This window comes from Erythrobacter sp., assembly GCF_030066995.1.
Lineage (GTDB): Bacteria > Pseudomonadota > Alphaproteobacteria > Sphingomonadales > Sphingomonadaceae > Erythrobacter.
Genome location: NZ_JASJAP010000005.1, coordinates 205466 through 227463, shown reverse-complemented (window position 1 = coordinate 227463; position 21998 = coordinate 205466). Strand labels below are relative to the sequence as shown.

Here is a 21998-nt window from a genome sequence, read left to right as displayed (position 1 = left end):
GTGCCTTAGCGGAGAAACGAAGCCTTTGGCGCCCCTTCAAGGGGCCGCTGGCCTAGCGTTCGAGGCCAAAGTCCCTTCATTTGCGCCCGGCGATAGGCGCAGCACTCGATCCGCGAGGGCGAGCGTTGCGGTGCGGTGTGTAATGATGATCACTGTCCGCCCGTCCAAGCCTTCGATGCACCGCTCGACGAACGCCGCTTCGCTCGAAGTGTCGTACATGCTGGTGGCTTCATCCAGGACCAGTATCGGGGGATTGAAGAAAAGCGCGCGCGCCAGAGCGATACGCTGCCTTTGGCCCCCCGATAAGCGAACACCCTTGTCACCGATGCGCGTTTGAAATCCGTCTGGAAGCTGTGACACCAGATCCCATGCGCTGCTGAGCCTTGCGGCGTGTTCGACCGCCTCATGTGAAGCGTCGGGTGCGAGCATGGTTATGTTGTCCCAGACGGTGCCGTTAAACAGCAATGTGCGCTGGGGCACGTATCCAATCTGGCGGCGCAAGTCCTGAACATCGAGCGTGCGGATGTCCTGGCCATCGAGCGTAATGACGCCGGACTGTGCGTCGTAGAAGCGCAGCAAAAGCCGGATGAGAGTGGACTTACCCGCTCCGTTAGAGCCCGTAAGAACGACGGTTTCGCCCGGAGCGATACTGAGGCTCACCCCGTCGAGCACTAGGTCGCGGCCAGGGTAGGCGAACCGGACATTTTCGAAGGAGATAGCGCCTTTCGCCCTCGGCGGCGGTGGCGGTGTACCCGAGGCGGTTTCCCGTGGGAGACCGAGCACCTCTGACAAGCGTGTGAGGGTGCCCAAAGCCCATTGGATGTCGCCATAAAGCCGTGCGAGGCTGCTCAGCGGCAAGGTCAGCAGGCCAGCGTAGAGCAGGAAGCTAAACAACTCAGCCGGGTTCTCAGCCTTCTGACTGACCGCACCGGTCGCTCCCAGATAAAGGATTGCGATAACGGTCAGCGAGGCGAGCAGGAGAACCAGCGGGCCGGAGATCGCCGCAAGAGCTGCGTGCTTCAGGTTGGCAAGGCGCGCTTGTTCGACGCTGCCTGCGTAGTTTTGGAGGTAGTGATCCTCCAGCGCAAACGACTTGATCGCAGGGAGTGTGTCGAGGTCGCGTTCGGCCATGGAAAAAAGCGTCACTTCTGTATCGCGCGCGCGCTTCGCGAGTGTTCGAAGCCGACGACCGAACAGGCGGAAGACAGCCAATATGACGAGGATCAGAAGCGGGACTGATAAGGCCAGAGCGGGGTCAAGAAGGATCAGAAGAACCGCCGCCCCAACTGCGGTCATGACATTGGAGGGTACACTGGTCAGGGTTCTCGTCAGCACATTGCTGAGGACCTTCACCTCAGAAGTCATGAGCGAGAGGAGGTCACCAAGCTGCGCCTGTTCATGGATGTGGACCGGCATGGCTTGTACGTGGTCATAGGTTTCGAGCCGAAGGCCCGCAAGGATGCGTCCTGACGCGCGGGCCGACAGATAACGGGTCACAACACCGAACCCAGTCATGGCCACGAGCGCAACGATCAGGAGCGCAAGCGTTTCCTCCACACCAATGCTCACATCCCCGAGAAGGCCGCCAAGCAGTTTACCGGCGAGCCATGGCAGGACAAGCGTCACCGCGGAACCCAACAAGGTCACTAAGCCGATGAGCGCAAGATCGCCGCGGTACTGACTGGCTCGCTGAACTAGGAAGCGAAAATTCATTCCCGTGCGCCCGAAAGACCGATGCCCGCTGCTCGCATATGCCAAACCGGCCTGAAATCGTTCGGCTCCGCGGTCTGCATGGCTGGTCGAATGTCAATGACGGCCCTGCTCTTCATGTTTTGCAGCGAATGGCGGATTTCGGCAATTCTGGCTAGGGGCTTGCAGGCCCCATCGCGATAGCCTTGCAGGACGACTGGCCTCAGCGCCCGGTAGTGAATGGGTGAGAAACAGATAGACTTTGTGATTGACCCCAAATTGCAGCTTTGCGATGCGCCCACCGAACGGGCGTACGGATGAAAGCATAGGAGCTAAGCGTGCCGAAACCTCGCAAGGGGATCATTCTTGCCGGAGGCTCTGGCACGCGCCTTTACCCGCTCACAAGGGGCGTGTCGAAGCAGCTTATGCCTGTGTTTGACAAGCCGATGATCTATTATCCGCTGAGCGCCTTGATGCTTGCCGGTATCCGCGACATTCTGGTTATCACCACGCCCGAGGACACCGAGCAATTCCAGCGCGTCCTTGGTGACGGGTCCGCCTTTGGTGTATCGCTTAGTTACGCTGTGCAGCCTCGGCCAGAGGGGCTGGCGCAGGCCTTTCACATCGGGGCCGATTTCGTCGCGGGGAGCCCGAGCGCGCTTATTCTGGGGGACAACATCTTCTATGGGCACGGCCTCCCAGATCTCCTCAAACGCGCCGACGATAGAGTAAAGGGCGCCACAGTTTTTGCGTATTATGTGAACAACCCGGAGGTGTTCGGTGTGGTCGAATTCGACACAGACGGGAAGGCGGTTTCGATCGAAGAAAAGCCGCCGGAGCCCAAGTCGAACTACGCCGTGACCGGCTTGTACTTCTATGATGACACAGTTGTTGAGCGCGCCCGTTCGCTTGCGCCGTCGAAACGCAACGAGCTTGAGATCACCGATCTCAATCGCCTCTATTTGCGAGAGGGGGCGATGTCGGTTGAAATCATGGGGCGCGGATTTGCCTGGCTTGACACCGGAACCCATTCCTCTCTGATCGACGCGGCGACCTATGTGCGCATTACCGAAGAGCGCCAGGGATTGAAAATTGCGTGCCCGGAAGAAATTGCTTGGCGGCAGGGGTTTATTTCCGACGAAGATCTTGAGCGCATTGCCGAGCCGCTGCGCAAATCCGGCTATGGAGAGTATCTGCTCAATTTACTCGATAGGCCTGTGTTTTGACGCCTCCCTCCATCAAAAGGGGCGAGGCTTCATGAAGGTAGTGGACACTGCCATACCCGGGCCGAAGATCCTCGAGCCCCGCGTTTTCGGCGATGATCGCGGCTTTTTCATGGAGACATGGAATGAAGCCACCTTTGCCGAGGCAGGCCTCAATCTATCGTGGGTGCAGGACAACCATAGCCACTCGCAAAAAGGGGTGCTGCGCGGCCTTCACTTTCAGAACCCCGGGCCCCAGGGCAAGCTGGTTCGAGTTGCCAGCGGGGCGGTGTTTGACGTGGCTGTCGATTTGCGACAGTCCTCCCCACACTTTGGCCAGTGGATCGGTGTCGAGCTCTCAGCAAAGAACAAGAAGATGCTGTGGGTGCCCGAAGGGTTCGCGCATGGATTTCTGACGCTGACCGACGATACGGATTTCTTGTACAAGTGCACCGCTCCCTACGCGCCGGAATGCGAACACACCTTGGCATGGGATGATCCAAGCGTGGCCGTGGAATGGCCGATCGTTGGGCTGGACCCCATCATTTCGGATAAAGACGCCGTCGGGCTGGCGCTCGCCGATGTTCCAGCCTTCGACTAAGAGATTGGGTGGGTCCATGAAGGTTCTTATCACCGGGGCGAACGGCCAATTGGGCGGGGCGCTTCAGCGCACGATCCCCGAGGGTCTGGATTTCAACGCCATCGATGTCGAGGATGTCGACTTTACCGAACCCGCGATGCTCGCTGCGCGATTGGTGGTTGAAGCGCCGGATACCTTGATCAACACCGCCGCCTACACCGCGGTCGACAAGGCCGAAGACAACGAAGAAACCGCGCATGAAATCAACGCGGAGGCGGTGGCAGTCATGGCTGAAGCGATGCGCGATCAAGGCGGCAAACTCGTGCAAATATCGACCGACTTTGTCTTCGATGGGACGTCGCCGCGCGCGTATCGGCCGGATGACCCACGCGCGCCTCTGTCCGCCTATGGCCGCACAAAGGCTGCGGGCGAGGATTATGTGGGAGCGTCCGACCTCCTGGTGCGGACCGCCTGGGTTTACGAAGCTGGTGGCGCCAATTTCGTGCGGACGATGATCCGGTTGATGAAAGAGCGGGACGAAGTCAGCGTGGTCGCCGATCAGATTGGTTCACCGACATGGGCGACGGGGCTGGCTCGCGCGATTTGGGGCCTGATTGAGAAGGGCGCCGTGGGGACGTACCATCACAGCGACGCAGGGGTGGCCAGCTGGTACGATTTCGCGGTGGCGATCGCTGAGGAAGCGCACGCTGTCGGCTTGTTACAACGCCTCCCGAACGTAAGGCCGATTACCACCGCCGAATATCCGACGCGGGCGCCTCGGCCGGCTTTCTCCCTGCTCGATTCCCGGGCAACTCGCGAGGTTCTGGGTTCACGTGCGGTCCACTGGCGGGATAATTTGCGCCTGATGCTGAAGGAGGAGGCCCTTGGCTAACCTGCTCGTAACGGGTGGTGCCGGCTTCATCGGCGGCAATTTCGTCCACTACTGGAATGCGCAACATCCCGATGACCACGTCGTCGTCCTTGATGCTCTGACTTACGCTGGAAACCGTTCGACACTGGCCGGAGCCAATCGAACCGAACTGATCGAAGGGGACATTCGCGATCAGAATCTGGTCGAGGATCTGCTGCGCGACCACGAGATATCGACGATTGTACACTTTGCAGCCGAAAGCCATGTCGATCGATCGATCACCGGCCCGGATGCGTTTATCGAGACCAACATTCTCGGTACGAACGCGCTGTTGAAGGCGGCGCGCGCGGTTTGGTTATCGGGTGACGGTGTGGATCACCGGTTTCACCACATCTCGACCGATGAGGTATTCGGCTCGCTTGGCGAGGAGGATCCCGCTTTCAGCGAGACCACACCATACGCGCCCAATTCTCCTTACTCGGCGTCAAAGGCGGCCTCGGACCATCTGGTGCGCGCGTATCATCACACCTATGGTCTGGACGTCACGACTTCCAATTGCTCGAACAATTACGGCCCCTACCAGTATCCGGAGAAGCTGATTCCGCTGTTTCTGCTCAACGCTTTGTCGGGGAAGGGCTTGCCGATCTACGGCGACGGCATGAATGTGCGCGACTGGCTGCACGTCGAGGACCATTGCCGAGGTATCGAGGCCTGCCTTGCCAAAGGAAAGCCCGGCGAAACCTATAACATTGGCGGGGGGGCTGAGCTCGCGAACATGACCGTGATCGATACGATCTGCGCGGAAGTCGACCGCGCGTTCGAGGAGGTTGAGGATCTCGCTGATCGCTATGCCGATGCGCCCGCAGCGCAGGGACGCAGAAGCGCGACACTCAAGACGTTTGTTGCGGATCGCGCGGGCCATGATCGCCGATACGCGATCGATGAGAGCAAGGCCCGAACGCAGATAGGCTACGCGCCGCAGCGCGGCTTCGATGAAGGGCTGCGCCAGACTTTGCGCTGGTACCTTGATCGCGAAGATTGGTGGCGCCCATTGCTGCGTGGGTGATATTCGGCGCCAGATTGGGATTGGGCGAAGGCATCTCGCGCAAAGCAAGAAATGGCGACGCTGCCTTACTGGCTAAGCTCGGATCGACCGTGCGACGAGCCTAACCCTTTGGGGCCCCGTGGGTTGCCAGCCGATCAGCAAGCTTTCGCGCAATCCATTCGCCAAGGCATCGATGGCCGTCGGCGTTCATATGCAGCGCATCCAACACCAGAACGGGTTGGCCCGCCTCGCATCGGTCAAAGGCGTCGACCGGATCGATTACCGGGACATTGTGGATTTTGCCGAGCGAAGCGACCGCCCGGCGGTAAGGGGCGAGTCGGCGGGCAGTCGCCGCGCTTCCACCCGGAGGCGGCGCAAGCAGAAGGACCTGGCTTCCAGACCGCTGCCATCCCTCGATATGCCGGGTTAGAGAGGCTTTGAATTGAGCAATTTCCAAGGGTTTTCGCGCGCGCAGCCAGCCGCGCGGCGCCGCATCGTTTGTTCCGTAGGCCAAGATCACGATGTCGGCGCGGCGCTCGATATCCGCCCATCGGTCTTCGCCCATTGGGGCCGTGTCGCCGCCCCGAGCGTAGAGCTTCACTGTCGTTTGGTTCCCGAGCGCCTCGTCCAGAACCCGGCCAAAGGGAAGCGAGCCTTTTTCGCTGAGCGACCCGGAAACGTGGCTGTCGCCGAGAACGGAAACGAGTGTCGCGGCTTCCGGATCGAGAGCGATCTGCCCATCATACGAGACTGATCGAGTCTTGACGCTGTTGGTTCCGCCCGACGTCCATGCTGGTACCTCTGGCCAAAGCGCCGCCATCGCCGCAAGGGCGAGCACGAAGCAAACTGTGATCCATTTGCGACGTTTCATCGGGTCATTGCGCTCGATTCGGTGAATGGCGTGGCGATGCTGCGCAGATGAATCTAATGGCGAGGCAAGACAATGCGCAATCCGGTTTAAGGTCGCCTTCATGGCATTCACGCTCAACAGGCTATCGTCCCTGCGCCGGGTGCTCACGGCATCACGCCTCTGGGTGTTCCGCTCGGTAATGGGAATGGACATCCATCCCAGTGTCGAGATGTCGCTCACCGCCAAGTCCGACTTGACCTTTCCGCGCGGAGTTCATGTCGGAGAGCACACTTATATCGCAATTGGCGCGTGGATTTTGACGCATGGCCGGACGCGTGGCCTCTATTCTCACACCCATGTCGGGCGAAACTGCTTCATTGGCGGAGAGAGCCTCATTCTTCCCGGTGCAAAGGTGGGGGACAATTGCGTCGTCGGGGCCGGCAGCGTGGTGACGAAGGATGTCCCCGCGCACTGTATCGTGGGCGGGAACCCCGCCAGGATTATTCGCAAGTATATCAAGTTCGGTACCTACGGTCGCTTCATCGACGCCGACGAGACGGAACGACGCATTCGCAGCGCCCATCCCGATGCAGCCGATCTGCCTAATCGCATGAAGAGCTAGCTTTCAATCGTGGCTGGCTTCAGCGATTGAAGAAAGGCGTTCCCATGCAATGTCTGGTCTACCTACCCTATTCGTATACAGGCCGCGGTCCGGCCGAGAGTTGCATGCGGATAATCGACAGCTTCCCCTCGCAAGGTATTGAGACACATGTATTTGTGCACAGGACGCGAGCGTCAGTTCCTGACGAAGTCTCGGTCCATGAAGCGGCAATCGCTCCGATGCGCCACATGCCCTTCAGGCTTATCGCGCGGACCTCTCAAGTCCTGCTCGACCGAGCTTTTCGTCGCGCGATTAGAACGGCGCCACCGGGATCAATAGCGTATTTCTGGCCAAACGCGTCGCCAGAGCTCGTTCGCGAAGCCAGCGCTGCGGGGCTTTGTTGTGTGCGTGAGATGATCAACAGCCCGCTTGCGAAGGCCAAGCCGATCCTCGATGCCGCCTACCAACAGGTCCGTTTGCCTCCGGCCCATGGCATCGGACACGAACGCGTAAAAGCCGAGAACGCCGAACTTGGCCTGTACGACTACATTTTTTCCTCGAACGATGAGGTTGATGCCGCGCTTCTAGATCTCGGCATTCCTGAATGTCGTATCTTGAAGACCAGCTTTGGCTGGACACGGTCTCGATTTGCCAGCGCGCCGGTCGAGCGCGCGCCCGGCGATGGTCTGCGGTTCGTGTTCGTCGGTTCGATAGACGTCCGCAAAGGGGCCCCGAACTTGGTTGAAGCCTGGACGAAAGCGGCTGTTGACGGGCAGTTGCTCTTTGCGGGGTCCGTTGAGGCCGGCTTGCGGCCCATTATGGAAAGCGCTTTTGCAAAAAGCGATATCACTCACCTCGGACATGTCGCCGACGTAGCGGAGCTGTACCGGGCCTGTGACGTATTCGTCTTTCCGACGCATGAAGAAGGCGGGCCGCAGGTGACTTACGAGGCTGCGGCGTGCGGTCTGCCCGTCATCACGACGCCGATGGGGGCGGCGCGACTGATAGAGGATGGTGTGACAGGGCTGATTGCGCCAGCTGGCGACGTCGACGCCCTCGCGATCTCAATGCAATGTCTCGCAAGTGAGCCCGACCTGCGAGCAAGGCTTGCCGCTAATGCTCACAGCGCTGTCGATAGGTTCGAATACGAGAATGTCGGCCATAACAGGGCGGCTCTTCTTGCTCGCGTCGTGTCCCGCTACGCCGCAGCATCATCACGCAACGACTGATCCCTTTTTGCCAGTGACCGACCTTGAGAACAGTTCATAGCGCTGCTAGCGCGCCGGGCATGAACTGGCTGCTTTCGTGGCCGCGTGGTGACATCTGTGTCGTCAAACTTGAATTCGGAGTCCCGCAGACAGTGGCGGATGGGCGCGACAAGACAGCAAGCCACAATAAGAGTGTTCTGCCAATTCACGTCGGCTTGCTTTGGCATTCAATTGACAATCCTAATCTAGGTGTCGGCGCGCTTTCGATTGCCAACGCCGGGCTTATAACCGGAGCTGCGGAGAAACTCGGTCTTCCCGTGACCCTGCATGTCATCGGACCAGCGGGCACTTTCGACTATGGTCATGAAATTCCCGGCGATTGGGACAACGCGGAATTGAGTCGAACGCGATTGGCAAATCCGTTTTCGTCCTTTCACCAACGTTTGCGCCAATGCGATGTCGTTTTTGATATCGGTGCAGGGGACAGCTTCTCGGACATTTATGCCGGAAAACGTTTTCCGCTGATGATCCTCTCGAAGTTTGCGGCGAAACTGGCCGGTGCGCGCCTCGTGCTTAGCCCCCAGACGATTGGCCCGTTCTTTGGCTGGCAGGCCAAGATCGCCGCAAGAGCAGCGTTGAGTGTGTGTGACCACACATTCGCACGCGACCAATTGTCTCGAGATTACCTCAGTGAGCTTGGCTTTGACGCGAAATCTTCGCTGACCACCGACGTGGCCTTTGCCTTGCCATACACGGTGCAGGAAACCGCAAATCGTGCCCTGCCGGGGGAGCCCGAGCCCGTTCGTGTGGGGTTGAATGTTTCGGGTCTGTTGTATCGTGCGCATCGCTCGCCGCATGCGAATGTGCGTCTGCGCGCAGATTATCCCAAGCTCATTTATCGGATCGTGGAGCGGCTGAGTGCAGACGAGGCTTACGAGGTCCATCTGATCGCGCATGTCATCAATTCTGAGGACGCGCCGATCCCGGAGGAGGGACACTTTGAAGACGATTATTCGACAGCTCAAGAAATACAGGCTCGTTTCCCAGGATGTGTGGTGGCGCCGAAGTTCGAAACCCCGATCGAGGCTAAATCCTATATAGCCGGAATGGACGTGTTCGCGGGAAGTCGCATGCACTCGACGATCGCCGCGATTTCCTCGGATACGGCCGTGATCCCCTTAGGATACAGTCGCAAGTTCAACGGACTGTTCGATTCCATCGGCTATAACTGGAACATCGATTTGACCCAGATTGGTGAGGATGACGCGTTAGTGTCTTTCTTCGAGGCAATGGGCAGGATCGACGCGCTAAAGCGTGATGCTATCGCTGCAAACGCGCAGGCGCGTGAGCGGTTGCGCGGCTATGTTGCGTTCATCGAAAGCGCGCTTCTAGAGGCCGCTGCGCGCCGTGCTTGATATCGAGACGATCAAGTCGAACGGTCTTTGCTCCGGCTGCGGTCTGTGTGCCGGAATTCGAGGCCACCATAAGTCAGCCATTTGCATGGAAGTATCGGATAAGGGGTTTCATCGCCCGGTGGCGACTGACCGTATTTGTGAGACCGATTTGCGTCTGATCAACCAGGTTTGTCCGGGGCTGAACATTGAGCACGACAGCCCTCGGCAGGCCGAGGACTATGACCCCATCTGGGGGCCGCTTCTCAAGGCCCGGCTAGGTTGGAGCACAGATCAAGCTTTGCGGCGCAACGCGTCCTCTGGTGGAGCCCTATCCGCGATCCTGCTTCATCTTCTGGAGAGTGGAGAGATCGATTACGTCTTGCAAACGGCCGCGTCGTCGCAATTGCCGCTGCGCAACGCTCTCGTCACGAGCACCGGGCGAGAGGATGTGTATGAGGCTGCCGGCTCGCGCTACGCGCCATCATCTCCCCTGGAAGACATTGAAGCATGCCTCAGCGCGCCGGGGCGGTTCGCCTTCGTCGGCAAACCTTGCGATGTTGCGGGACTGCGTCGGCTGTCGAAATTTGTCCCCTCGGTCGACCAGAAAATTCCGATCATGATCGCTTTCATGTGCGCTGGAGTGCCGAGCTATCGGGGTACCTCTGCGGTGCTTAAGCAGATGGGGGTAGCCGACGAAAGCGATGTGGTTTCCTTTCGCTTTCGCGGAGACGGCTGGCCCGGATTTGCAACAGCGGTGCTTTCCGACGGTTCGGAGCGTCGATTGGATTACAACAGCAGTTGGGGTGCCATCCTGAATCGCCATCTCCAGTTTCGCTGCAAGATATGCCCCGACGGCACCGGCGAATTCGCCGACATCACCTGCGCGGATGGCTGGTATCTGGATGAGGCGGGAAGGCCCGTCTTCGATGAGAGGGAGGGGCGAAGTGTCATCTTGACCCGGACGGAGAAAGGGGAAGCATGCGTGCTTCGCGCAATCTCGTCCGGGCATGTACAAGCTGAACAAGTTGATCTTGCGACGCTCAAGGCCATGCAACCCTTCCAGGCGCGACGCAAAGGCCATGTGTTGCCGCGGTTGGCAGCGATGGCTCTCGTGGGCAGGAAGCTTCCAAGGTTTCGAGGACTGGCGTTGCGGTACAGTCTGAAAGGCCTGAGAGCGAAGGAGATCGTGCGAAGCTTTGGCGGGACTCTTCGCAGGCTCCTTACAAATAGAAGTGAGCAGGTCTGAGACCGAGCCCGCTGTTCGCCAATCTGCTCAATCCGCCCCGGTGAAATCGCCACCATTATGCCACGCATCGGCGTTCGCCACGCTGGCGTCGTTGCTGATGGTTTTGCTACGAAGCAGATTGCCATCTACGTCGAACAGTTGCAGACTCATATCGGCGATGAGCGTTCCTGTCGCCACCGGTGCCTGGCCATCGGTTGCGCGGGCGAGGAAAGAGAATTTCTCGAACGTCGAGAACGCACCGCTGCTGGCCGCGTCGAAGGGGACATCCTGGGACACCCCATCGACAGTGCGAGTGATCCGATTATTCGCGTGGTCGATTTCCGTTCGAAGTGTCTGCCACTGATCCGGAACCATAGTGCCGTTCGGGGCGACAACCCCTCGGTTGAGCAGTTTGGCGCCTGTGTCGTCTTCAACGGTCGCGGCAAGACTTCCCGCAGGGAACATCTCAATATCGCTGCCCGTGCTGCGCGAGGAGAACAGGCGAGTAGCACCACCGGGAATGGCTCCGGGGAAGAAGATCTTCATCTCCTGGACCAGGCGAACCGTTCCCGGATCGATGAAGTCCGGATCGGCAAACCACCCGGTCGTCGCGCCCTGAACAAGCCACTGCGTCGGAATAGACGAACTGGTCAATCGCACGCTTTGCGCCATAAGGTTAAGAGACAAGTCCAAAGTCACGTTAGCTCCTGACGCACCGGTAGTGCCTCTGATTTGAATGAACTGTCCCGGCTCGATTGTGCCATCGGCGCTTGTCCACGCCTGCACCTCTGTAACGCCGTCCACATCCACGCTGCGCCATTCCACGCCCGCCCCAACGCTCACGGGCTGCGAGGGACGTTGGTTAAGCACCTTCTGCAAGGGAAGCTCGGTGAGTGTGTCGGGGGTCAGGTTCGAACGATCCCGCCACTCTACCCCGCTCGGCACGTTCTCCCACACGATCACCGCTTCGGGATCATCGGTCGTCCAGTCGATAGCATCGCGAGTTGCCGCCATCCCTAAGCCCGCGCCTTCAGCGGAAGAAAACATCGCCAATTCGATCTTGCTCCGCGTCAAGGCTGCGGGAAGCTGTTGGATGAGCGGGAACACCGCCGCCGCGCTTGCCACTTTGCTGCTGAGTTCCAGCGTGTCGCTGCCGCGACCCGGGTTGCCACCTCCCAAGAAGATGCGCGGTGCGATGCTGCTTCCGATGTAGCAGCTTTCGCCGTCATCGGTGGCAATCGCGATCCATGGCGACGCGTTGTCTACGTCGCTCCAATCGACCACACTCGCTCCGTAGATCAGCAGGTTGCGCGCTGGTCCAACGGTTTCCTCGCCAATGGCGATCTGCGCGGTTGAGCCGCCCACAAGCATCTCGGACACAAGAACAAAGTCCTCATAACCCGGTACAAAGTCGTTGTCGGAAATGAAGTAGCCCTGCGACGTCGCGCCCGCACGCAAATTCCCGATACGTTGACGGTTGCCGCCTGCCCACACATTGCGCATCGTGTGCGTTCCCGGACCGAACATCTGCACGGTGTCACCATGCGGATCGCCCGCATCGCCATTGAGGTTTTCAGCAATGCCCGAACGCGAGAAGGGCAGCGTGTACAGGTTGCGGAAGACGCGCGCCTTGCCACCATCGCCCAACGCAAACGCGGCGATATCCTGATAGACGCGGTCGAAGTCGTTATCCATGACAACAAGGCTCTGCGTGGAGCCGGGTATGCCCTTCACCGCGTTGCTGAGATCGCGGAACAGGCAGTTGCGGACTTCAAGCGTGCCCATATTCGCCGCGCCGGAAGACTGGAACGCGTTGGCAAGGTAGTAACCCAGACCGATCTCGGCGCGCGCATTCACCTCACTGGTGCCGCTGGCGGCGATTACAGCAAAGTGCGTGTCGATCGTGGGATCGAGGCCAAGGCGTTGCCGCTTTCCGGGCAACACCTCCCTGTCCGCCGCGCTGGCCGTGACGCCCGCACCGCCGGTCGCCACATAGACGGTCTCGGTCCCGCGATTGAAGAACTCGATAATCCCGCCGGTGGCCGCCGCGTCCAACCAGCTCAGCGGATAGGCGGCGCTGGTCGTGGTCGCGGTCTGCACATGATCGACCCGGGTGTACTCCGGAAGCTGCGCGGCGGTGTCGATATCCGCAAGGCTCGCTTCATAACCATGGCGGAAAGTGGTGCCATCGAGGAAACGGATTTGATCGTAGACGCCGGTGTCGAAGAACAGGCACGCATCGTGTGTCTTCGGCCAGTCCGTCATCTGGAAATTGAAGCCCGCGAAGTCGATCCCCGTCACCGTGCCGCGCAGGCGCAGGCGAGGGATGTGAGCGTTCGCGTCCTCGCATCGCAGCGTGAGCGGCGCGGCCTCAGCCGCAATGTCGAGCCCGGTGATTTGGCGTGCGGTGAAGCCGCTGCCTTGCACCTCCACGATCTTGCCGGACAGCGTGGCCGCATCGTTGGCAAACACCGCATCCCATTCCGCGTCGTTGGTCACGATGAAATCGGCGGGAATCGCAGGAGGTCCATAGGTCAGGTTGACCTGCGAACTGAAGATCATACGGTTCAGCATCAGGCACACGCAACAATTGCTGACGCGGTTGTACCAGTTGCGCGAACATGACTGGCCCTCACGAACAGGTGGGCACCCGCAGGCACATTCTTGAAGATCACGTCGACCTCGGAGTTCATTGAGCGCAAAACCACATCGCCCGCGCCTCCGACGTAAAGAAACTTTGGAACGACAGGCAGCGTCTCAGTATCGTTCGGTACGATAGCAAAGGCTTCTTCGCTTGGTGTCACGGTTGAACTTGCGAATCGTTCGTACTTGTCCAGCATTGCGTTCCCTTCCATTCATTTCGCGACGGAACATAGACAGAACAAAGCGCTGTAGGAAAGAGGTCGACTGAGCGTTTTTTATGACGGTGCTAGAATGTGAACACTTGAATGGATCATCTCTCAGACGGAACTGCGGGACCAATATCTGAGGTTCGCGCGTCGATCACTGCCTGCACCGGGCGCCACAATTGCCTGCGGATACTCGAACGTGCCGGGAGCCTTGCGATCTCCATGAATAAGAGACCTTAGGTAAGTGCCTGTCAAACAGTATCCGGAAGATGCCGCTCAAGACGCAAGCTTGGCAAGATCGGAAAACTTACTTCTCAATTCCTAAGCCGAAATATTTACGGAGCCAGTCTGTGACTTCCCCGTCCAGATGTTTATTCCTATTATTCTTATAACGAGAAAATAGGCGACGATATTTCGCATTATCACTATTGCCGAAAATCCGGCGGCCGCACCCACTATTCCCCAGTGACTAGCCATAACCGGTATCGCCGCAAGGAGCGATAGTGTTCCTCCGATTGAAATGAACAGATTCATGCGCTCATTTCCGGACATGGCCAACACGGTACCGCTCGCCCCCGTGAACGCGAAGACGAACTGCCCGATTACCAGAATCAACAAGACGGGAAAAGCACTCACAAATTCTGGGCCAACTAGCGCCAAGATGGGTTGCCCTGCGGCGACAAGTACGATCACCAAAGGAGCGGTCAGTATCAGGGTGATGAGAACCGAAGTGCGAGCCAGACGCGCGACACCGTCGAGGTCATGGTCATGAAAGGCACTGCTTATTCGGGGTGTATAAACCGAGCTGATTGTGCTGGACACAACCATCGGAATGCTCGCGAACTGCATGGCGACGCGATATATTCCCACCTCCTGCGAGCCCAGCGTGCGTCCGATCACAGCCAGAACGTACCAATCAGCGAGAATGAGACTGAAGCTTGCCCCCCATAGTGGAAGGGACGACCCAATTAGAGTGCGCATGGTAACGCCTATAGCGTCTGGCTTGGCCGATACGTTTGGAGCCAAAAGCGCAAGGCCGACTATCAGGGCAAGAGTCGCTCCAAGCAGGGCGGCGATCAAGGCGGAGTAGACTGAAGCCGCCAAGCCCGTCGCGATTGCGATTGCAACGAAACCGGGAATAAGGACGATGGAAATAGTGATGCCGAGCATGTAGCGGTGTTGACATCGCAGGAACGCGGATACGACCTGCACAATGGCTCTCAAAATCAGCAGAACGCAGAATGGCGCTGCAAGTCCGACGCCGATGTCATCGCCGAAAAGTGCAGTCCAGAGGCTCGTTCCTCCCACCCAAAGCACGAGCGCTAGCGTCGTAATAGATGCCGCGACGATCGCGAATACCCTAGTCGCGAGCGCTCTTGATATCGTGGTCATCGAGGACTGGCTTCTCGAAAGGTGCCTCACAAGGCTTAGATCCAGCCCGAATAACCCCAAGGCAGCCAAGAAGACCGACGTCTGCATTAAGAGAGCGTATTGTCCGGTGACCGACGCTCCGTAGAAGCGCCCAAGCATGAACGTGACCGCTAGGCCTGCCATGATACCGGTCGCTCGTAGCACTAGAACTCGAAGCACTGTGCCGCGCAAAAGCTGACGGAGGAGAAATGCACACTGAGCCAAGATCGCTTGCTGTGAGCTGCTCTGATGGTCTTCACGCTCGGGCATCGTCGCGGACATATGGCGTTACGGTGGCATTGAGTAGCCAAAATCTTGCTTCGCTTCGATTTCGACTAAGGCTGTGCACTGGGCTGTGCACTGGGCTGTGCACTGGGCTGTGCGTTGCCCGCAAATGGAGTCGCACTTGGAAATCAAAGAGCCGGTGATTTGCGTCTCATTGGCTGCAAGCTGTTCCCTGTCGCTTGTGTCTGGGATATGCAGGCTCGAACCAATGCGTTTTCTTAGGATATCTCGGGATTCAAGGGCGACATGAGATTAGCAAGCAAGCCAGCGAAGTCGACCGATATGGCTTCTATTGCCGGATCGTTCGCCAGCGGAATAAGTCGCCCTATATTTGCTTTGGCCTTCTTGTTCTACCTTCTTTTTATACCTGAACAATTCAACACCACGATATTCGGAATGTATATTTCTCCATATCGTATATTTCTGATCGGATCATCGGTTTTTGTTATCAGGCATGCTTTGCAGAGCCGGATTGTTTGGGCATGGCCTGATCTGCTCATAGTCGTAGGAGTATTCTGGATTTGGCTGAGTTCCTACTTCATCAGTGGCGAAGTGTCGGTGATGTTCGCCCGGGGGGGCGCGCACTTCATTGATATTGCCCTTGGATACTTCCTTGTCCGCGCTTCGATCTCGACGTCGCGAGACTTTCGCCACTTTCTCGTGCTGATCGCTCCAGCGGTTGCGACGATTGGTCTGATCGTCGCGATAGAATCAGTCTCGCATAGGCTGTTCGTAAGTGAGATCGCCTCGGCAATAACCGGAGTTTCTGCCAAGGTCCGATATGATGTGAGAATGGGGCTTGCGCGCGGTGTTGGGCCATTCCCACATCCCATCCTGTGCGGGATATTCCTTGCGAGTTTCTTGCCGATCTACCTCATTTCGGGCCTGCGAGGCTGGCCGAAGGTGGCTGGGGCGCTCGGATCCGTCGGGGCAGTGTTCACAATGAGCACTGCGGCGGCCCTTGGCCTCAACCTTGGTGTCTTGCTGTTGGGCTATGACTGGTTCACCGAGCGGTTTCGAAACGTGACGTGGTCGCTCTTTGTTAGTTTCGGTGGCATGCTCTATCTCGCAGTCGAGATAGCCAGCAATAGCGGCGCCTACGGCCTGATGGTCCGTTATGTCGCGCTCAATGCCGGGTCAGCGTACAACAGAGTCCTGATCTGGCGTTTTGGCACCGAAAGCATCCTCCAAAATCCATGGCTAGGGATAGGATATGATGACTGGGATCGCCCGATGTGGATGCACTCGGGCTCTTTCGATCACTTTTGGCTTATTCTGGCCCTACGATTTGGGATTCCGGCCTTGGTCTGCTTTCTTTTGGCCTCTTTGCTTGCGCTCGCGATGATCATGCGTCGCTCGACCAAGTCAACGCAAGTGGACGCTCGCCTGATGCGCGGTGTGGCCATTTCGCTAGCCATCTTTGTGATTGGCGTGTGTTCGGTCTCCCTCTGGCTCGCGCCCCTTGTATGGTTTTTCATGCTTGTTGGTGTCGGGGTGAGCCTTGCCGTCTCGCCTGAGGCAAGGACAGCTTTGGCTCCGCCTCAGCCTCCAGCTATCCATCTCAACCGCCGCCCCCGGCGGTCTAGATCATCGCCGGCGCGGGCCTAGAAAGACTAGCTCGCCTCACCTCCCTCTAGTCTGGCCATCAGTCCTTTCTTCGGGTCGTAGCCGTGGCGCCATAAGCCTGGGCGCGTGACAAGAATTCGGTGGCTCTCTCCGACAACCTTTAAACGCGGACTGGTTCTTCCCAGAAGGATGCCGACGATGAAACGAATGGCGGCGCCTAGCCAGATCAGAACGAACGCAAGACATCGCCTCGGCATACTCCAGTGGATCCGCGCAAACTGCATGGTCCCCGCTGCTCGATACAGCATTCTGGAAGGGGAGAACGCCCGGCCGTGACCGATGTCATGGTAGCCGCGCGCTTGCGCAATCCGCCAGAAACTGTGACCGGCGCGCCCAAGACGATAAAACAGGTCGACCTCTTCACAGTATAGGAAATATCGCTCGTCAAGGCCGCCTGCCTCCTCCCAGGCTGCGCGGCTGAACATCGCAAAACTTCCACTGAGGACGTCGACTCTCGAATCTTTATCAAAGACAGCCGGGTCACGCGCTTGCGCTTTCGAATTGCCAAACGTTCGCGAGAGCATCTCGGACAAGGAAGGAATATGGACGGTGTTGCCCATGTCGGGTTTTCCGTCGCGGCCTAGTGTCACTCCGCCCCAACCCGAGGCCTCGGGGTATTCAGTGGTAGCTTTGATCAAGCTGTCGAGCGCATGGGGCCTAAGCTCAAAATCGGGGTTGAGCAGCAAGAGATAGCGTCCACGGGCATTCGCTGCGATTAGATTGTTGCCGCTCGCGAAGCCGACGTTCCCCTTGCTTGGAACGACTTTGACCGACGGGTAAAATCCCTTGACGAGGTTTGCTGTGGAGCCGTCGCCATTATCGATCAGCAAAACCTCGTAGGCGTGATTCTGGCACGCTGGTCCGATAGAGCCAATGCAGCGTTCGATAAAGCCCGCCGAGTTGTATGCGACAATCATGACGCTTACGATTGGAGACGACGACGCATCGTCCGATTGATGATCACCGATCGAGAGCGCTGCGCGAGCCATACGGTTCAGGTCTCCCTCGCCCTGGTGTCACGTTCCCATACAATCGTCTTACCGCTCAGGTCGGCCAGCGACGCCCTCACACCCGCCGCTGCCTTGACGGCCAGGTAGATTGCGATGTCCGCAAGTGTTGCTCCTGCTTTGAGAGCGTCTCTCAGATCACCGGGTCTGTTTGAGCCAGCGTAATTCAAACCCGGAAACGCCGAGCGCAGCTGCTCATTTCCCCGACGTCGACGGGTTTCCACCCGGATCTGATCGACCACTCGTCTGGGAGGTGAAACGACGAATTTCACAGGTCGGCCTGCAAGATCCTGGCAAACGCTTCGACGCTCAGCCCTTTCGAATTGCGAATGAACCCAGATATCGTCGCCGATGATATCGGGGAAATCGCCGATCCGGCGATATGCGGCTTCCGAAAGGCCGAAACATCCGGAACCGACGATCGCGTCAGTTGCGTAGGGTTGCGAGAGCCAAACCCGGTAATAGGACTTCACCAGCGAGTTCGACCGGGAAAGGTCCATCTTGAGCGCCGGTGCCGCAACGAGGACGCCGGGTTCCCGCAGGGCTTGTGCGACCGCGGCCAGGGAGATGAAGTCGCACTGAATATCGGCATCAAGGAAGATAAGAGGATAATGCAGAGCCTTGCGATGGGCCGCGTTCATGGCGCGCGTTTTAGAGCCTTCCGGTAGATCTAGCACAAGGGCTTGTGGAGCGGTCGCACGGGCGATTTCCACGGTGCGATCTGAGCAGCCGTTCGCGGCGACAATTATCTGAAACTCGAAACCTTCACGGGCGTTTGAGAGTATTGTTGTAAGGCAACGCCCTATCACCGCTTCCTCGTTGTGCGCGGGGATAATGACGGTGAACGGAGCGGGGTCAGCCATGGCTTGGACTTAAGCGAACAAGACGCATTCGAAGCTCTCTCTCAACTCAACATGAGTGGAGTTGCGTCGATTAATCCGCGTACTGATAATACCCATATTGATAGTCGTAACCTTCACCCGCCTCGAGCGCGCGGTACTTGGTCACGACCACGCCAGCGACGCGTCCGCCAGCTCTTGCGAGACGGCGAAGCGCTTTGCGCGCATGGCCGACGGGTACCTTGTTCGCTTCAACAACGAAAAGCGTGGCGTCGACAAGCTGTGCAAGAAGCGGCGCGTCTGCCAGGCCAAGGACAGGGCTGGAGTCAAAGATGACCAGATCGTATTCTTCACTCACGCGCTCAACGAAGTTCCGGAACTGCTCCGAAGATAGGAAGTCGGCGGGGTTGGGTGGGACTTCGGCGATCGGCAATACGTCGAGATTCTCGTGACCATCCTTTATGACGGCCTCAGACAGAGACACATGCCCTAAAACCGTTTCTACGAGCCCCACCTTGGGCTTTTCGCAATCAAGCACCTTTGCAATTGTTGGTCGCCGCAAGTCAGTGTCGATCAGTAGCGTGCGACGACCAATTTTCGCAAATAACTCTGCGATGATAACAGCGGTGGTCGACTTTCCTTCAGCCGCCTGAGAGCTGGTAAACTGGATAAGGTTCTGGCTTCGGGGGAAGGCAAAATCGATAGACGTGCGTACCGAATTATAAGCCTCAAGCAGCGCGTTGTACCGATAGTCGTTTATGTCTTCCATGTCGCTTTGATCGACAAAAGGCGTGTGGCCGAACAGCGGGAGGCCTAGCTTCTCTTCAATATGGTCGATGGATCGAATGCGATCGTCGATCGTCTCGCGCAGGACCGCGAGCGCGCCGGCCAGCGCTAGGCCGAACACCAAGGCCAGACTCATATTCTTCGTGAGGCTGGGCGCATAAGGGGAGCTCGGAACAAGCGCCGGATCGACCTTGATCACGCGCCCGCGATTGACCGTCGCGGCGCTCGCCAATTCATTATAGCGAACGAGCAGTTTGCCCAACTGATCGCGAAGCGCTGCCGCTTGCCCGAGAAACTCCTGGTACTCGACTTCCTTGTCCTGCTCCACCAGTTTCTCGCCCGTCACGCTTGAAAGCTCGCGTTCCAAAGCGGTCTCTTGCCTTTGGGCAACGAGGTATTCGTTGCGCAGGGCCGCCTTAATCTCGTTTCCAGTGCGCTCGATTTGCTCATTCAGGACCGCTAGTTCGGCCTGGAGGCTTTGGATGCGCGGAAACTCATCGTTGTAGCGTTGCTGCAGTTCGACCAGTTCGCCGAGTTTGGTAGTTCTCTCGGCGATCAGCGACTGGAGGACGGGGTTACTCTGCGCCTCGGGAAGCTGGCCTGCGGGCGTATCTTTCACTGCAAGCCAGTGTTGCTCCGCCTCAATCCGAGCCACGCGGGCTGATGCTACACGAGAATTGATGCCCGAGAGGTTAGCCGCCGTCAGGGTCGTGGGTACAAGGCCGTCATCGCCCCCGCGGATTCCCGTTATCAGACCATTGGCGCTGGCGTATTCATTCGCGGCGAGTTCGGCTTGCTGCAGATCGACGCGCATTTCCTCAATCTGCTCTCGTATGTAGTTTCGCGCGTACTGGTTTCGCTCGATGATGTCCTGGACGTCGGAATCGACGAAAGCGTCTGCGTACGCGTTGGACAGCTCGGCTGCGAGAACAGGGTCTGCTGAACTGACACTGATAGGAATGATCCAATGTCTACGCTGAACTGCGGCCGAGACCATGTCCTGAATGATCCCCGCCGCCCGGGCCGTCTTCTGCTCCAGCCATTCCTCGTCCGATAGGTTCGGGGGACGGCTGGCGTCGATGTCTTCCCCAACCAGGCTGTATCGCTCACCCAGGTTTAGTGACTCGGCCACCTTCATCGCCATCCGGCGGCTGCCAATGATCTCGACCTTGGTTGCAAGATAATCGGATATCTGGTTGCCGCTGACGCCCTGATCGACGTCTTGACCGCTCACGATGTACGAACCTTGGGGAACAACCTCGACGCGCGATGTGGCCGAGAACATCGGTGTCTCAAGAGCCGTTGCCACCAATCCGCAGGTGAGCGCCAACAAAAGAACCGCTGCGATCAGCCAGCGTTGCCGGAACAAGATGCCTCTGATCATCGCCAGATTGATGAACTGGGCACGCGGCTGGACCTGGTCCATATGCGGATCGGGCATGTAAGCGTCGATCATGCCACCTGTAGCGGGCGCGACCGGAGCGGGTATGGGGGTACGATCATTCATCGCGTTTACTCGTCAATGCGCGCAGCGTTCAGCGCAAACACGCCGAGTACGGGCACGGTTTGAAGGAAGTCCTGCCAGAACACAGCCAGGCCATCGGTTCCCACAAACACCCTGTCGCCGGGTTGGAGGACGGGATCGAGCATCGTGCCCTGACTGATCTGCCCATAGTCAAACTTGGCGACCATGGTTCCTTCCGGGCTCTCCCGGAAAACCGCGATCTCATCCCCTTTTGCGGTGCGCGCGGGCCCGTCTGCCAACGCAATAGCGGCTGAAAGGCGCGCGCCGGGTTGAAAATTGTAGACGCCGGGATCGTTTACGGCCCCGTCAACCGTGACCTGATGTGATGCGTACTCCCCAATGTTTACATTCACCATTGGCGATTTGAGGCCCATCGCCAAAAGTCGCCCCTCTACATCTTTTTCAAATTGAGCGGCGGTCATGCCAGCGGCCGGGATCGAGCCCAGCATGGGCAAGGACACATTGCCCTCAACGCCGATGCGGACATCTGGGATGGAGAAATCAGGTTCGCGAAACACGTTGACCGATATTCTGTCGGACGGACGCAAAAGATAAATCGGGGACCGCGCGTTCGAGTAGATTTCCTGGCCCAGGTCAGCTCGTGGTTGGGTCACAGCCGGGCCGATCACGGGTTCGGGCGTTGATGCGCATCCTGACAGGGCAATCGCGGTCGCCGCAAGCAGACTGAATTTGAAACGCTTGCGAAAAGTTCTTACGTCCACATGAGCCTCCACAAAACTTGCTTTGCGCTTATACATTCGAGTTCCGCAACGCAACACGGTTGGGCTGCGCTGCCTGTTTTGCGCGATGCGATCTTATCGCTTGCGCCGAGATCGCGAGTGAGGCTCGTCAGAACGACTTGGCACCACGAGTGTGAGTGGCCTCGCCGGTCGCGAAAGTTATCGGTCAATGGGGTCTGTACATCCCCGGATGAAAGCGCGATTGGGCGCGTCTGAACGCGATTGATGGAAAGCATTTAACCGCCAGTGCCCTCAGGAGTATCGAG

The 21998-nt window shown here is 58.3% G+C and carries 18 protein-coding genes; 9 read left to right on the top strand and 9 right to left on the bottom strand.

Annotated elements, in window-relative coordinates; all coding sequences use genetic code 11:
* Positions 1-36: 36 nt before the first annotated feature.
* Positions 37-1713, bottom strand: coding sequence for an ABC transporter ATP-binding protein (locus QNI87_RS12740; RefSeq protein WP_300597071.1), 1677 nt, complete (start codon positions 1711-1713; stop codon positions 37-39).
* 314 nt (positions 1714-2027) lie between these two features.
* Here QNI87_RS12740 and rfbA point away from each other — a divergent pair, with 314 nt between their 5' ends.
* The 4 genes from rfbA to rfbB are packed head-to-tail and all read left to right on the top strand — an operon-like array spanning position 2028 to position 5408.
* Positions 2028-2915 carry a glucose-1-phosphate thymidylyltransferase RfbA gene (gene rfbA / locus QNI87_RS12735; RefSeq protein ID WP_300597069.1) on the top strand — a complete coding sequence of 296 codons (888 nt, stop codon included), beginning with the start codon at positions 2028-2030 and terminating at the stop codon, positions 2913-2915.
* Positions 2916-2946: 31 nt separating this feature from the next.
* The gene (gene rfbC / locus QNI87_RS12730) at positions 2947-3492 is read left to right on the top strand and encodes a dTDP-4-dehydrorhamnose 3,5-epimerase (RefSeq protein WP_300597067.1); all 546 of its coding nucleotides are present in this window, start codon (positions 2947-2949) and stop codon (positions 3490-3492) included.
* Between the two features lie 16 nt (positions 3493-3508).
* On the top strand, positions 3509-4363 hold the full coding sequence (gene rfbD / locus QNI87_RS12725) for a dTDP-4-dehydrorhamnose reductase (protein ID WP_300597065.1): 855 nt from the start codon (positions 3509-3511) through the stop codon (positions 4361-4363).
* Positions 4356-5408 carry a dTDP-glucose 4,6-dehydratase gene (rfbB, locus tag QNI87_RS12720; protein WP_300597063.1) on the top strand — a complete coding sequence of 351 codons (1053 nt, stop codon included), beginning with the start codon at positions 4356-4358 and terminating at the stop codon, positions 5406-5408. The genes rfbD and rfbB overlap by 8 nt, the downstream gene beginning before the upstream one ends.
* A gap of 100 nt (positions 5409-5508) precedes the next feature.
* Here the strand turns inward: rfbB and QNI87_RS12715 are convergent, their stop codons facing one another.
* Positions 5509-6258: an SGNH/GDSL hydrolase family protein gene (locus QNI87_RS12715; protein WP_300597061.1), complete on the bottom strand. Its 750-nt coding sequence runs from the start codon at positions 6256-6258 to the stop codon at positions 5509-5511.
* Between the two features lie 100 nt (positions 6259-6358).
* On the opposite strand from QNI87_RS12715, the gene QNI87_RS12710 reads away from it, so the two are divergent.
* The 4 genes from QNI87_RS12710 to QNI87_RS12695 all read left to right on the top strand — a co-directional run bounded on the left by QNI87_RS12710 (position 6359) and on the right by QNI87_RS12695 (position 10686).
* Complete coding sequence (locus QNI87_RS12710; protein WP_300597059.1) at positions 6359-6859, top strand: acyltransferase; 501 nt, start codon at positions 6359-6361, stop codon at positions 6857-6859.
* Between the two features lie 392 nt (positions 6860-7251).
* The gene (locus QNI87_RS12705; RefSeq protein WP_300597530.1) at positions 7252-8067 is read left to right on the top strand and encodes a glycosyltransferase; all 816 of its coding nucleotides are present in this window, start codon (positions 7252-7254) and stop codon (positions 8065-8067) included.
* A 59-nt stretch (positions 8068-8126) separates the two neighbouring features.
* Entirely contained in the window at positions 8127-9461 is a 1335-nt protein-coding gene (locus tag QNI87_RS12700; RefSeq protein WP_300597057.1) for a polysaccharide pyruvyl transferase family protein, read from the top strand.
* Positions 9454-10686 carry a Coenzyme F420 hydrogenase/dehydrogenase, beta subunit C-terminal domain gene (locus tag QNI87_RS12695; RefSeq protein ID WP_300597055.1) on the top strand — a complete coding sequence of 411 codons (1233 nt, stop codon included), beginning with the start codon at positions 9454-9456 and terminating at the stop codon, positions 10684-10686. Before QNI87_RS12700 ends, QNI87_RS12695 begins: the two co-directional genes overlap by 8 nt.
* A 27-nt stretch (positions 10687-10713) precedes the next feature.
* Here QNI87_RS12695 and QNI87_RS12690 read toward each other — a convergent pair whose 3' ends face one another.
* From QNI87_RS12690 to QNI87_RS12680, 3 genes are all read right to left on the bottom strand, one after another.
* Positions 10714-13239, bottom strand: coding sequence for a hypothetical protein (locus QNI87_RS12690; RefSeq protein WP_300597053.1), 2526 nt, complete (start codon positions 13237-13239; stop codon positions 10714-10716).
* Positions 13239-13505 (bottom strand): hypothetical protein, encoded by a 267-nt coding sequence (locus QNI87_RS12685; protein ID WP_300597051.1) that lies wholly within the window; start codon positions 13503-13505, stop codon positions 13239-13241. The genes QNI87_RS12690 and QNI87_RS12685 overlap by 1 nt, the downstream gene beginning before the upstream one ends.
* A 330-nt stretch (positions 13506-13835) precedes the next feature.
* A complete protein-coding gene (locus QNI87_RS12680; RefSeq protein ID WP_300597049.1) occupies positions 13836-15068 on the bottom strand; it encodes an oligosaccharide flippase family protein in 1233 nt (410 codons plus the stop codon).
* Between the two features lie 423 nt (positions 15069-15491).
* Between QNI87_RS12680 and QNI87_RS12675 the strand changes: the two genes are divergently transcribed.
* On the top strand, positions 15492-16817 hold the full coding sequence (locus tag QNI87_RS12675) for an O-antigen ligase family protein (protein WP_300597047.1): 1326 nt from the start codon (positions 15492-15494) through the stop codon (positions 16815-16817).
* Between the two features lie 5 nt (positions 16818-16822).
* Here the strand turns inward: QNI87_RS12675 and QNI87_RS12670 are convergent, their stop codons facing one another.
* The 4 genes from QNI87_RS12670 to QNI87_RS12655 all read right to left on the bottom strand — a co-directional run bounded on the left by QNI87_RS12670 (position 16823) and on the right by QNI87_RS12655 (position 21714).
* A complete protein-coding gene (locus QNI87_RS12670) occupies positions 16823-17824 on the bottom strand; it encodes a glycosyltransferase family 2 protein (RefSeq protein ID WP_300597045.1) in 1002 nt (333 codons plus the stop codon).
* A gap of 5 nt (positions 17825-17829) precedes the next feature.
* Positions 17830-18705, bottom strand: coding sequence for a glycosyltransferase (locus tag QNI87_RS12665; protein WP_300597043.1), 876 nt, complete (start codon positions 18703-18705; stop codon positions 17830-17832).
* A gap of 70 nt (positions 18706-18775) precedes the next feature.
* On the bottom strand, positions 18776-20974 hold the full coding sequence (locus QNI87_RS12660; protein WP_300597041.1) for a polysaccharide biosynthesis tyrosine autokinase: 2199 nt from the start codon (positions 20972-20974) through the stop codon (positions 18776-18778).
* A gap of 5 nt (positions 20975-20979) precedes the next feature.
* Entirely contained in the window at positions 20980-21714 is a 735-nt protein-coding gene (locus tag QNI87_RS12655; protein WP_300597039.1) for a polysaccharide biosynthesis/export family protein, read from the bottom strand.
* Positions 21715-21998 lie beyond the last annotated feature (284 nt).